Annotated in this window: 12 protein-coding genes; all 12 read right to left on the bottom strand. The window is 68.4% G+C overall.

What is annotated here, in order from left to right:
- Positions 1–8 precede the first annotated feature (8 nt).
- The 12 genes from hflK to ndk all read right to left on the bottom strand — a co-directional run bounded on the left by hflK (position 9) and on the right by ndk (position 12,085).
- A complete protein-coding gene (hflK, locus tag EOINJALH_RS10210; protein ID WP_234413771.1) occupies positions 9–1,211 on the bottom strand; it encodes an FtsH protease activity modulator HflK in 1,203 nt (400 codons plus the stop codon).
- Between the two features lie 86 nt (positions 1,212–1,297).
- The gene (gene hflX, locus EOINJALH_RS10205; protein WP_234413767.1) at positions 1,298–2,506 is read right to left on the bottom strand and encodes a GTPase HflX; all 1,209 of its coding nucleotides are present in this window, start codon (positions 2,504–2,506) and stop codon (positions 1,298–1,300) included.
- 49 nt (positions 2,507–2,555) lie between these two features.
- Positions 2,556–2,798 (bottom strand): RNA chaperone Hfq, encoded by a 243-nt coding sequence (hfq, locus tag EOINJALH_RS10200; RefSeq protein WP_088280250.1) that lies wholly within the window; start codon positions 2,796–2,798, stop codon positions 2,556–2,558.
- A gap of 74 nt (positions 2,799–2,872) precedes the next feature.
- A complete protein-coding gene (gene der / locus EOINJALH_RS10195) occupies positions 2,873–4,210 on the bottom strand; it encodes a ribosome biogenesis GTPase Der (protein WP_088280249.1) in 1,338 nt (445 codons plus the stop codon).
- Positions 4,211–4,247: 37 nt separating this feature from the next.
- Positions 4,248–5,363 carry an outer membrane protein assembly factor BamB gene (gene bamB, locus EOINJALH_RS10190; protein WP_088280248.1) on the bottom strand — a complete coding sequence of 372 codons (1,116 nt, stop codon included), beginning with the start codon at positions 5,361–5,363 and terminating at the stop codon, positions 4,248–4,250.
- Complete coding sequence (locus EOINJALH_RS10185) at positions 5,363–6,082, bottom strand: tetratricopeptide repeat protein (protein ID WP_310732300.1); 720 nt, start codon at positions 6,080–6,082, stop codon at positions 5,363–5,365. Before EOINJALH_RS10185 ends, bamB begins: the two co-directional genes overlap by 1 nt.
- Entirely contained in the window at positions 6,055–7,377 is a 1,323-nt protein-coding gene (gene hisS / locus EOINJALH_RS10180) for a histidine--tRNA ligase (protein ID WP_088280246.1), read from the bottom strand. The genes EOINJALH_RS10185 and hisS overlap by 28 nt, the downstream gene beginning before the upstream one ends.
- 72 nt (positions 7,378–7,449) lie before the next feature.
- The gene (gene ispG, locus EOINJALH_RS10175; protein ID WP_088280287.1) at positions 7,450–8,730 is read right to left on the bottom strand and encodes a flavodoxin-dependent (E)-4-hydroxy-3-methylbut-2-enyl-diphosphate synthase; all 1,281 of its coding nucleotides are present in this window, start codon (positions 8,728–8,730) and stop codon (positions 7,450–7,452) included.
- A 29-nt stretch (positions 8,731–8,759) separates the two neighbouring features.
- Positions 8,760–9,626 carry a RodZ domain-containing protein gene (locus EOINJALH_RS10170; protein ID WP_234413770.1) on the bottom strand — a complete coding sequence of 289 codons (867 nt, stop codon included), beginning with the start codon at positions 9,624–9,626 and terminating at the stop codon, positions 8,760–8,762.
- A gap of 52 nt (positions 9,627–9,678) precedes the next feature.
- Positions 9,679–10,488, bottom strand: a complete 810-nt coding sequence (gene pilW, locus EOINJALH_RS32665) for a type IV pilus biogenesis/stability protein PilW (protein ID WP_404872752.1) — start codon at positions 10,486–10,488, stop codon at positions 9,679–9,681.
- On the bottom strand, positions 10,488–11,636 hold the full coding sequence (gene rlmN, locus EOINJALH_RS10160) for a 23S rRNA (adenine(2503)-C(2))-methyltransferase RlmN (RefSeq protein ID WP_088280286.1): 1,149 nt from the start codon (positions 11,634–11,636) through the stop codon (positions 10,488–10,490). Before rlmN ends, pilW begins: the two co-directional genes overlap by 1 nt.
- Positions 11,637–11,659: 23 nt before the next feature.
- Entirely contained in the window at positions 11,660–12,085 is a 426-nt protein-coding gene (gene ndk, locus EOINJALH_RS10155; protein WP_088280243.1) for a nucleoside-diphosphate kinase, read from the bottom strand.
- Positions 12,086–12,241 lie beyond the last annotated feature (156 nt).

The raw sequence follows: 12,241 nt of genomic DNA, 5'->3' as shown, positions 1-12,241 counted from the left end.
GCCCCCGATCACCGGCCGTCGCGGTCGCGGCTGCGACCACCGTCGCGCGAGCGCGCATCATTGGCGCCGGTCGTGGCCAGGCTCTCGGGGACGGAACTGCTCGGCGGGGTGGGAGCCGTCACTGCGGCGGTGGCACCCTGCTGCTGCAGCAACTTGTCGAGCGGCAAGTACAGCAGGTTGGACCCGGCACGGCTGTCGACCATCACTTTGCTGACATTGGAGTAGACCTGCTGCATGGTGTCGATGTACATCCGGTCGCGGGTGACCGTGGGGGCCTTCTGGTACTCGGTGAGCACGGCACGGAAACGCTGCGCATCACCCTCGGCCTGTGCCACCACGCGCTGTCCGTAGCCGTCGGCCTCTTCGCGCAGTCGCGCAGCCGTGCCGCGGGCCTTGGGGATCACGTCGCTGGCGTAAGCCTGACCCTCGTTCTTGAAGCGGTCACGGTCGGCACCGGCCTTGACGGCGTCGTTGAACGCAGCCTGCACCTGTTCGGGCACCTGCACATGCTGCACATTGACGTTGACCACGAGGATGCCCGCTTTCAGTCGGTCGAGCTGGTTCTGGATCGACTTCACCAAATCCGCGGAGATCGCATCGCGCTGCTCGTAGAGCACCGAATCGACCTTGCTGCGCCCGACAATCTCGCGCACAGCCGATTCGCTGGCCTGCTCGACGGCCTTGTCGGGGTCACGGTTCTCGAACAGGTACAGCTTGGCGTCCTTCAGCCTGAACTGCACGGTGAAACGGATGTCGATGATGTTCTCGTCCTGGGTGAGCATCGACGATTCGCGCAACCCCGTGGTCTGAGCCACGTTGTTGCGACCCACATCCACGGTGCGCAATTGGGTGACCGACACGGTCTCATGCGCCTGGAACGGGTACGGAAACCGCCACTGGAAGCCGGCGTCCACCGTGGCGCTGTAACGCCCGAAGGTGGTGATGATGGCCTGCTGGCCTTCCTGCACGATGAAGAAGCCGCTGCCGCCCCACACGATGGCCGCCACCAGGGCGATCAGGCCGAGGCCGATGCCGGCACTGCGCGCGTCGGGCTGCAGGCCACCTCCCCCGCCACCGCCCCCGCTGCTGCCGCCATCGTTGGACCCGGGGCCGCCACCGCCCTTGCCGGAGAACAAGCCGCTGAGCCGACGATTGAAGTCTCGCCACAACTCGTCGAGATCGGGTGGTCCGTCATTTCGCCCATTGGACATCCAGAGGCGATGCCACTGGCGTGCGATCCAGCCGCGCGGCGGGATGGATGGGTCGATCGGGCCGCGGGAAGTGGGTTGCATGCTCATCAGGGGGGGAATGGTAACGCCGAGCCGAGAGAGGATTCCGGAGTCAGGTCAGGAGATGGCGCCGAGAGCGGCGGATTCAAGCCCTCGGGAGACGCCGCCCGCGCAATCAGGCCACGCAGCACGTCGAGGCCCTGGCCGTGCAGCGCTCCAACGAACACACGAGGTACCCAGTGCCCGGGGCTGCGTTCGATCCAGTCGTGCGCCTGCCGAGGCAGCGGATCGAGGCGGTCGATCTTGTTGTACACGAGAACTTGCGGCACATCGCCGGCGCCGATCTCCTGCAGCACGCGCTCGACCTCGTCGCGCTGCTCCTGCAAGACCGGGCTGCTGGCATCGACCACATGCAACAGCAGGTCGGCCTCTGCTGCCTCCTGCAAGGTGGCCTCGAAGGCCTCTACCAGCTTGTGCGGCAGGTCGCGAATGAAGCCCACGGTGTCGGACAGCGAGACACTGGTGCCCAGTGCTTCGAGGTACATCGACCGGGTGGTGGTGTCGAGCGTGGCGAACAGCTGGTCGGCGGCATAGGCCTGCGCCTTCACCAGGGCGTTGAACAGCGTCGACTTGCCTGCGTTGGTGTAGCCGACGAGCGAGACGCGGAACGAACCGCTGCGCTCGCGGGCGCGGCGCTGCGTGCCACGCTGGCGCTTGACCTTCTCGAGGCGGGCCCGGAGCGTCTTGATGCGCTCACCCAGCATGCGGCGATCGAGTTCGATCTGCGCCTCGCCCGGGCCACCGCGATGGCCGACACCGCCCCGCTGGCGCTCGAGGTGAGACCAACGCCTCACCAGCCGGGTGGACAGGTATTGCAGCCGGGCCAGTTCGACCTGCAGCTTGCCTTCATGGCTCTTGGCACGGCGCGCGAAGATCTCGAGGATCAGCGCGGTGCGATCGGCCACGGGCACGCCCAGGTGGCGTTCGAGGTTGCGCTGCTGGGCCGGCGACAGAGCCTGGTCGAACAGCACGCCGTCGGCACCATGCAGCACTACCAGGGCCTTGACCTCGTCCGCCTTGCCGGAGCCGATGAACAACGCTGCATCGGGCGCGCTGCGACGCGCGATGACACGGGCGACGGTCTCGTCCCCCGCCGAACTCGCCAGCAGCGCCAGTTCGTCGAGGGTGGGGTCGAAGGAGTGTCCCGTGCCGAAATCGACACCGACCAGCACGGCCCGGGAGGGCCCGCCCTCGGACGACCCTTGCGGGCCGCTCACGTCGGAACTCAAGATCGGGCCGCGACGGGTCGCGTTCGGTGGCGCGGGCTCAGGCCTGCTCGCCCGGTTCGTTGGCGTGGAAGTTCACCGGCCGGCCCGGTACCACCGTGGAGATGGCATGCTTGTAGACCATCTGCGTGACCGTGTTGCGCAACAGCACGACGTACTGGTCGAACGACTCGATGTGGCCCTGGAGCTTGATGCCATTGACGAGATAGATCGAGACCGGAACATGCTCCTTGCGCAGCAGGTTGAGGAAGGGGTCTTGTAGGAGTTGCCCTTTGTTTGACACGATATGCTCCGTGTTGAGAGTTCACAAGCGATGGACCTTAACACACCGGGAAAGCCCTCGGTTCCGGGGCGTCCTCAATTCTTCGCGTCGTCGAACGGATTGCGCGACGAGCGGAACTCGATGCGCAGTGGTGTGCCCGTCAGCTTGAAGTGCTCGCGCACCCGCGCCTCGAGGAATCGCTTGTAGGACTCGGTGACGTGCTCCAGCGCATTGCCGTGGATGACCACGATCGGCGGGTTCATGCCGCCCTGGTGCGCATAGCGCAGCTTGGGCCGGGACATGCCCGACCGCTTGGGGGCCTGGTGCGTGACGGCCTCCTGCAGCAGCCGAGTGAGCACCGGCGTGGGCAACTTGGCGGTGGCCGAGCGGTGCGCATCGACGATGGCCTTCCACAGCGGGCCCAGGCCCTTGCGCTGCAGCGCCGAGATGTACAGCACCTGGGCGAACTTCAGGAAGGGCAGGCGCTGTTCGACCGATCGCTCGAGCATCTGGCGCTGGTAGGTGTCGATCGCCTCCCACTTGTTGACGGCGATGACGACGGCGCGACCGGCCTCCAGGATGTAGCCGGCAATGTGGGCATCCTGGTCGCTGATGCCCTGTGTGGCGTCGATCAGCAGCACCACCACGTTGGCATCCGCAATGGCCTGCAAGGTCTTGACAACCGAGAACTTCTCGACCGCCTCGAACACCTTGCCCTTGCGGCGCAGGCCCGCCGTGTCGATCAGTTCGAAGCGCTGCCCGCCCTGCTCGAAAGGCACGCTGATGGCATCGCGCGTGGTGCCTGGCTGGTCGAAGGCCACCAGGCGCTCCTCGCCCAGCCAGGTGTTGATGAGCGTGGACTTGCCCGCGTTCGGGCGGCCAGCCACGGCCAGGCGGATCGGCTTGGCCTCGTCGTCGGCCTCGTCGTCCTCGGCCGGCTCAGGAAACGCCTGCAGCGCCGCATCGAGCAGGCTGCGGATGCCCTGGCCATGCGATGCCGAGATCGGGTGCGGCTCGCCGATGCCCAGTTCGTGGAACTCGGCCAGCTTGGGCGATTCGATCAGGCCCTCGGCCTTGTTCACCGCCAGCAGCACCAACTTGCCCGACGTGCGGAGGTAGCGCGCGATGTCGTGGTCCTGCCCCGACACGCCGGTGCGGGCGTCGACGACGAAGATCACCACATCGGCCTCGGCCACGGCCTGCTTGGTCTGGCGCGCCATCATCGCCACCACGCCGGTGGGTTTCTGGGGTTCGAAGCCGCCAGTGTCGACCGCGATGAACTCCTGCCGGCCGTGCCGGCCGTCACCGTAGTGGCGGTCGCGCGTGAGGCCGGCGAAGTCGGCGACGATGGCGTCGCGGCTCTTCGTCAACCGGTTGAACAGGGTCGACTTGCCGACATTGGGGCGGCCGACCAGCGCGATGACCGGCTTCATCGGCGCGACCCGGGGCCTTGCGGACTCTGCAAGGCGCTCACTCGGGGCGGAAGGCGAAGATGCCGCCGTTGCGCGTGGCCACGAGCACCGTGGTGCCCACCACCACGGGCGGCGCGATCACCGCTGAGCCATCGGTGGTCTGGCGCAGCAGCGCTTCGCCCGTCTGGCGATCGAGGAAATGCACCTGGCCCTCGGCGTCGCCGAAGATCACGGTGCGCCCCGCGACGGCCGGCCCGCTGAGGCCGCGGTACAGCAGCGTCTCGTTGGTCCAGGCCGTCTCGCCGCTGGGCGTGCGCCAGGCGGTGATGCGGTCGGATGCGTCGGCGCCGAACAGCAGGTCGGCATCGCCTCCCAGGGCCTGCAGGCCGCCGACGAGCCGGCTCCACTTCAATGTGGCGTTGTTGGCGGCCACGCAGCCCACCGCAGTCTGGAAGGCGCGGGCACACACCAGATCGCCCAGGCGCAGGGCCGGCCCGATCAGGTCGTTCAGGCGCTCGACCTCGTTGGTGCCGCGTGGCGAGGTGATGGCCGTCTCCCAGCGCACGCTGCCCTTGGTGGGATCGATGCCGACGAGCGAGGCACCCTGTCCCACGACCAACGTGTCCTTGTAGGCCACGAGGACGCCGGGCTGCGCCAGCGTGAGCGCCTCGCCGGTGCGCGAGTACGACCACAGGCGGCGACCGTCGACGGCGTCGAAGGCATGGACGATGCGGTCGACCCCCATCACGAAGACCCGCTCACCGGCCACCAGGGGCGCGGTGATGGTGCTCGAATCCAGGCGCGCAGACCACTTTCGCACACCCCGCTCCAGCACCACGAGTTCGCTGCCGACGGTGACCACCGCGGCCCACCGCCCGTCGGTGCCCACGCCAGCCGACAGCCTGGCGCCGGCCTGCCCGCGCCATTGCTCGCGCCCGGTCTGCAGGTCGAGGGCCATCACCGTGCCGTCGGCGCCAGCCACGGTCACCGCGCCATCGCGCACCGGCAGGTTCAGCGGCATGCGGATGCCGTCGACCCGCGCGCTCCAGATCTGCCGACCCGCAATCTTGGCCGTCAACGGCACCAGGGGCGTCGGCTTCGGCTTTTCGGCCGCACAGCCGGCGAGCGCCAGTGCCAGAACGACCGCTGCCGTGCGCAGACCACCCTCCCCCATCACGGGGCGGCCCCCGAAGCGGCGGGGGCCACGCCGAGCGCCGTGAGCTTGGCCTCGACGATCTTCCGGAACTCGAGCCGCTCGTCCAGACCCTTGTAGGACGCCGCGAACGCCGCCTTGGCCTCCTCCCGCTTGCCCTGCGCGAGCAACACGTCACCGCGGCGGTCGGCCACCAGGGCGGCGAAGCTGGGCGACGTGGCGGCATCGAGTTGCTTGAGCGCCTCGTCATACTTCTTGGCGTCCATCAACACGCCCGCCAGGCGCAAGCGTGCCAGCGTGCGGTATTCGTCTTCAGAGCCCTTGTCGGCCACCCAACCCAGGATGGCCTGCGCGCGGTCGACCGCGCCGGCCTGGTATTGAACCTTGGCCGCCAGCAGACCAGCCTGCTGCGCGAAGACCGTGCGCGGATGACGCTCCTTCAGGTCGTCGAACACCTGAGAGGTCTTCGCGGCATCGCCAGCCTGTGCCGCGGTGTCCAACACCTCGAAAAGCGCACCAGCCTTGGCGGCCTGCTCGCGTTGCCACCAATTCCAGCCGTTCCAGCCGGCAAAGGCCAGCAGCGCAATCGTCACCACCCAGGTGATGGCATTGCCGTACTGTTTCCAGAAGGCCTTGAATTCGTCGAGTTGTTCCTGCTCCTGCAGGTCGAGTTGATTTGCCATGTCGGCCACTGTTCGTATCGAAAGGGGGATTATGCGTTGCGCAGTTCCTGCGCCCAATCGGCCACCTGTGCCAGAGGCCGCATTCGCTGCGTGGCGTCGGCCTCACGCAGCGGCTTGAGGGTGACCAGGCCCTGCGCGAGTTCGTCTTCGCCAAAGATCAGCGCGAACCGGGCTCCGCTGGCATCGGCACGCTTGAGCTGGGCTTTCAGGCTGGCGCCACCGCCCGCACCCGCGGCGTACATCTGCACCGTCAAGCCTGCGCGCCGCAGCGCGTCCAGCGCCACCAGGACCTGGGGCAGCGCAGCGGCATCGGGCAGCACGGCATAGGCGTCGGGTGCGGGATCGGGCACCGGCACGCCGATCTCCTGCAACAGAAGCAGCAGCCGCTCGATGCCGAGTCCGAAGCCGATGGCCGGCGTGGGCTTGCCACCGAGCTGCTCGAAGAGGCCGTCGTAGCGGCCGCCGCCACACACCGTGCCCTGGGAACCCAGCTGGTCGGTCACCCACTCGAAGACCGTGAGGTTGTAGTAGTCCAGCCCGCGCACCAGGCGGGGGTTGATGCGGTAGGGCAGGCCGGCGGCATCCAGCACCGCGCACACGGCGGCCAGGTGCGTGCGCGAGGCCTCGCCCAGGTGGTCGGCCAGCTTGGGTGCGGCCTCGACCAGGGCCTGCATCGCCGGGTTCTTGGTGTCGAGGATGCGCAGCGGGTTGGTGTGCAGGCGACGCCTGCCGTCTTCGTCCAGCTGGTCGGCATGCTGCTCGAAGTAGGTCACCAGCGCCGCTCGGTGGGCAGCCCGCTCGGCCGGCTGGCCCAGGCTGTTGAGCTCGAGCCGGACGTGGGGGCCGACCTCGAGGCCGAGTGCCAGCCACAGGCTGCGCAGCATCAGGATCAACTCGGCATCGACGTCGGGGCCGGGGAAACCCAGCGCCTCCACGTCGAGCTGGTGAAATTGGCGGTAGCGGCCCTTCTGCGGCCGCTCGTGGCGGAACACCGGGCCGATGGACCAGACCCGCAGCGGGCCGTTGTACAGCGCGTTGTGCTCGATCATCGCCCGCACGATGCCGGCGGTGATTTCGGGGCGCAGCGTGAGCGCGTCGCCGTTCATCGAGTCCTTCCAGGAGTACATCTCCTTCTCGACGATGTCGGTGGCCTCTCCGATGCCACGCACGAACAGCGATGTGGGCTCGACCACGGGCGTGATCAAGTGATGGTAGCCGTGGCGGGTCATCACCGTGTCGACGGTGCGCTCGAACCAGCGCCAGATGGCGGAATCGGGCAGCTTGTCCTTGCGCGGGACGCCGCGCGGCAGGATGTCGTTCATGCCTTTGACGGCAACGAGTTTTTCGGCCATGAGATGTCGGGCGCGGAGGGGCGCCCGTTGAAAGTCAGTGGAGAAGCGGACGGGTCGAGGCGGACGCGAGCGTCAATGACCGCTGGTGACGCTGCCGAAGCGGCGTTCGATGTAGTCCTCGACGAGGCGGAAGAAGTCCGCCGCGATGCCATCGCCACGCAGCGTCAGAGCCTTCTCGCCATCGATGTACACGGGCGCGGCGGGTGCCTCGCCGGTGCCGGGCAGGCTGATGCCGATGTCGGCATGCTTGCTCTCGCCGGGCCCGTTGACGATGCAGCCCATCACCGCCACCTTCATGGTCTCGACGCCGGGGTAGCGTTCGCGCCAGGAGGGCATCATCGCGCGAAGGTGGTCGTCGATCTGCTTGGCCAGCTCCTGGAAGGTGGTGCTGGTGGTGCGGCCGCAGCCCGGACAGGCCGTGACGCTGGGGTTGAAGCTGCGCAGCCCGAGCGCCTGCAGGATCTCGAGCGCGACCACCACCTCCTGCGTGCGCGCCTCGCCCGGCTGGGGCGTCAGCGACACACGGATCGTGTCGCCGATGCCCTGTTGCAGCAGGTGGCCCAGCGACACCGCCGAGGCCACCGTGCCCTTGGTGCCCATGCCGGCCTCGGTGAGGCCCAGGTGCAGCGCATAGTCGCAGCGGCTGGCCAGGGCCTGGTAGACCGTGATCAGGTCCTGCACGCCACTGACCTTGCAGCTGATGATGATCTGGTTGGGGTCGAGCCCGAGCTCGCGCGCCCAGTCGGCCGACTGCAGGGCCGACTCGACCAGCGCCTGGTACATCACCTGCTTCGCATCCCAGGGCACGCGACGGCCGGCATTGCGGTCCATCAGCGAGGCCAGCAACTCCTGGTCGAGGCTGCCCCAGTTGACGCCGATGCGCACGGCCTTGTCATGCCGGGCGGCCGCTTCCACCATCAGCGCAAACTGCCGGTCGCGCTTGTCGCCCTTGCCGACATTGCCGGGGTTGATGCGGTACTTCGACAAGGCCTGGGCGCAGGACGGGAAGTCGGTGAGCAGGCGGTGGCCGTTGTAATGGAAGTCGCCGATCAGGGGCACGTCGATGCCCATGCGGTCGAGTTGGTCGCGGATGGCCGGCACGGCCTCTGCCGCCTCGGGCGTGTTCACCGTGATGCGCACCAATTCGGAGCCGGCCTGCGCCAGTTCCTTCACCTGGATCGCCGTGCCGATGGCATCGACGGTGTCGGTGTTGGTCATCGACTGCACCCGCACCGGCGCGTCGCCTCCCACGGTGACGACGCGCTGCCCCCAGGTCACCCGGGCTTGGCGCGATCGGCGCGGCGCAGGGTGCGCCGGCATGATCGGCGTGTCGCCGTCGGCGGCGTCGGACATCGGCAGGCGCGCGGCGTCGGGGGGCGTGTTCATCGGATTTCGAGGTTGGCGATGTTGTCGCGCGTCGATGGTGCCAGATCCACGGGCTGGCCGTTGCGCAGCACCTCGGTGCCACTGGCATTGCCGATGCGAAGCTTGAGAGGCGGCTCGTTGTCGAAGCCGATCTCCTCGCCTGCGGCCAGCACGCGCGACAACAGCACCTGGCCCCGCGAATCGGTGACCTGCACCCACGACGCCTGGACCGCCCGGATGCGCGTGGCCGACGCGAGCGCAGCCGGCGCCACGGTCGGCACCGACGCCGCCACCACCACCGCAGCAGGCGGCGCATGCCCGGTCACCGACGCCGACGCGGCATCGCCCGCAGCAGTGGTGACCGTTGCCGTGCGCATGTCCGCGTGTTCGACGATGGCTCCCGCCAGCGCCGATGCCGGCAGCTCAGCCGGCATGGCATTGCCGCGGGCCGGGTCGGCCGACTCGGAACGACCGCCGATGGCGGCCACCACCTTGGTCATCGACTGAAACCATGTCATGGGCAGGAAGGACACCGCCGCCGCAGCGCCCAGCAGCAACGCCACGACCCAGAAACTGGGACGCTTGATCCAGCGCCAGTCCATCGGGTCGGCGTGGCCAGGCCGCTCGCGGAACGGGGCATTCAGGCCGCCATCGACCCGCTCCAGCCGATCGGTGTGGCCGGCCGGCAGGCCGGCAAGCACAGGCCCCGGGTCGATCTTGAGCGCGCGGCAAACGGTCTGGGCGAGGGCCCGCGCGAAGGTGGCGTCGGGCAGGTCCTGATAGCGCTCTGCCTCGAGGGCCTCGAGCTTGGCCTGCGGCACCTTGATCGATGCCGCCAGGGCCGCAATGTGCAAACCCTGCGCCTGGCGGGCCGAGCGGAGCATGGCACCCGCGCCCACTCTGGCAGCGGCGGGGCGGTCGGCGGTGGCAGCGGGTTCACTCATCGAACTGTCCACGTTCGTAGGCCTGCGCTTCCGGCGATTGCGGGAAACGCGCGCGGAGCTGGTCGCCGAGCGTGCGCATGCGCGGGATGTCGCCCAGCTTGCGCTCGATGCGGGCGGCCAGCCACAGCGTCTGGGCATTGGCGCTGCTCGCCTGGCTGTTGACGCGGCCGATGTAGAACCGCGCGCGCTCGTACTCGGCTCGGCGGTACAGCACTTCGGTCAGGTTCATGGCCGTGGCCGGATTGGACGGATCGAGCTCGTATGACCGCATCAGCGAGCCCTCGGCCTCCATCCACTGGCCGGCCCTCGCCTGGCACAGGCCACGGGCCGTGAGGGTGCGGGCAGCGCCGCGGTACTGCGGCTGCTCGAGCGCCTGACCGAACTGCGCCACCGATTCGGGGAAGCGCTGCTGCTGGCACAGGAACCAACCATAGTTGTGCATCGCATCGGCATCGCGCGGATTGATCTGCAGCGCCCGGCGGAAACTGGCCTCGGCCACCGCGGCATCGCCGAGCGCGGCATAGACCAGCCCGCGCAGGTTGTAGGCCTCGGCCTGATCGGGCTTGACGGCCAGCGACAGCTTGAGTTCGTCCAGCGCAGTCTCGAGCTGGCCGCGCGAGAAGTAGGCCGTGGCCAATTCGAGGCGCACCCGTGCGCGGCGGTCGGCATCGGTTTGCTCGGATGCCGTGACCGTCTCGCGACCGACCGCTTGTCCGTCCGGTCCGGGTGCGGCGCAGCCGGCCAATGCCGCCAGCAAGGCCGTGACCACGACCAGGGCAGGGTTTCGACGGTGCACGCGCATCATGGCACCGCACGCGGGCTGCGTGGCGAGGGCACGGGCGAACGCATCATGCGCACCTGGACCTGGGTGCGGTCCTGCACCTCGCCCGCCAGTTGACCGCAGGCGGCGTCGATGTCGTCGCCGCGGGTCTTGCGGATGGTGGTCACGATGCCGGCTTCCTGCAGCACCTTGGCGAAGGCCGTCACCTGCTCGCGCGGCGATCGCTTCAGGCCGGACGCCGGGAAAGGGTTGAACGGAATGACGTTGAGCTTGCAGGACACGCGCGGCGCGTCGGCCATCCCGCGGCCCTGCACCAGATCCACGAGCTGCCGCGCCTGCTCGGGCGAATCGTTCACGCCGTCGAGCATGCAGTACTCGAAGGTGATGAAGTCGCGCGGCGCGCGCTCGAGGTAGCGCACGCAGGCCTGCATCAGCGCGGCAATGCCATCCTTGCGGTTCAGTGGAACGAGTTGGTCGCGCAGGGCATCGTCAGGCGCATGCAGCGACACGGCCAAGGCCACGGGGCAATCGTCGCGCAGCTTGTCGATCATGCCGACCATGCCCGAGGTGGACACCGTCACCCGGCGGCGCGACAGGCCGTAGCCATGGTCATCCAGCATGGTGCGCAACGCCGGCACCAGCGCCGCATAGTTCTGCAGCGGCTCGCCCATGCCCATCATCACCACGTTGTCGATGGCGCGTTCGCCGTCCTTCAGGCCCAGCCGCACGCGCAGGTGGTGCTCGGCGTGCCACAACTGCGCGACGATCTCGCCGGTGCTCAGGTTGCGGCTGAAGCCCTGGTGGCCGGTGGAGCAGAAACGGCAGCCCACCGCGCAGCCGGCCTGCGACGACACGCACAGCGTGCCGCGGTCGTCTTCGGGGATGAAGACGGTTTCGATCGCATTGCCCTGGCCGACGTCGAACAGCCACTTGACCGTGCCATCGGCCGACACGTGCTCGCTGATGACCGTGAGGGGCCTCACCTCGGCCACCTCGACCAGTTTCTCGCGCAGTGAACGCGCGAGATCGGTCATGCGATCGAACTCGAGCTCGCCCTTCTGGTGGATCCAGCGGAACAGTTGGACGGCCCGGAAGCGCTTCTCGCCGAGCCCGCCGCAGAACGCCACGAGCCCGTCGAGATCGACGTCGAGCAGGTTGAGGCGCTCCACGACCACTCCGGGAGCCCGGCCGGTCAGCGGCTGTAAACGTTCATGCCGGGGAAGAAGAAGCTCACCTCGACGGCGGCCGTCTCGGGAGCGTCCGAACCGTGCACGGCGTTGGCGTCGATGCTGTCGGCGAAATCGGCGCGGATGGTGCCCTTCTCGGCCTTCTTCGGGTCGGTGGCGCCCATCAGTTCGCGGTTCTTGGCGATGGCGCCCTCACCTTCGAGCGCCTGGATCATGACCGGGCCGGAGATCATGAACTCGACCAGGTCCTTGAAGAACGGACGGGCCTTGTGGACGGCGTAGAAGGCCTCGGCCTCGCCGCGCGACAGGTGCGCCATCTTGGCTGCAATGATCTTGAGACCGGCGCCCTCGAAGCGCGCATAGATCTGTCCGATCACGTTCTTGGCAACCGCATCGGGCTTGATGATCGACAGCGTGCGTTCAATGGCCATGAAATTCTCCTGAGGTCTAAAGACTCGAAAAAGTGAAACCCGGCATTCTAGCCGGGCCGTGTGATGTCTCGATGCGCAGAGCCCGGCTCGGACGACCGGCTCAGCGACCGCCGCGCCGGCGGCCGCCGCGGCCACCACCGCCGCCGCCGCCAGTGC

The sequence above is a fragment of the Ideonella sp. A 288 genome (assembly GCF_002198735.1).
Taxonomy (GTDB): domain Bacteria; phylum Pseudomonadota; class Gammaproteobacteria; order Burkholderiales; family Burkholderiaceae_C; genus Pseudaquabacterium.
The sequence above is the reverse complement of the archived record's forward strand: the minus strand, read 5'-3'. Positions and strand labels throughout refer to the sequence as shown.

Coding starts and splice junctions, on each gene's coding strand:
- hflK (WP_234413771.1), bottom strand. CDS start 1,211: ATGTCCAATGGGCGAAATGACGGACCACCCGATCTCGACGAGTTGTGG.
- der (WP_088280249.1), bottom strand. CDS start 4,210: ATGAAGCCGGTCATCGCGCTGGTCGGCCGCCCCAATGTCGGCAAGTCG.
- bamB (WP_088280248.1), bottom strand. CDS start 5,363: ATGGGGGAGGGTGGTCTGCGCACGGCAGCGGTCGTTCTGGCACTGGCG.
- hisS (WP_088280246.1), bottom strand. CDS start 7,377: ATGGCCGAAAAACTCGTTGCCGTCAAAGGCATGAACGACATCCTGCCG.
- ispG (WP_088280287.1), bottom strand. CDS start 8,730: ATGTCCGACGCCGCCGACGGCGACACGCCGATCATGCCGGCGCACCCT.
- EOINJALH_RS10170 (WP_234413770.1), bottom strand. CDS start 9,626: ATGCTCCGCTCGGCCCGCCAGGCGCAGGGTTTGCACATTGCGGCCCTG.
- pilW (WP_404872752.1), bottom strand. CDS start 10,488: ATGCGCGTGCACCGTCGAAACCCTGCCCTGGTCGTGGTCACGGCCTTG.
- ndk (WP_088280243.1), bottom strand. CDS start 12,085: ATGGCCATTGAACGCACGCTGTCGATCATCAAGCCCGATGCGGTTGCC.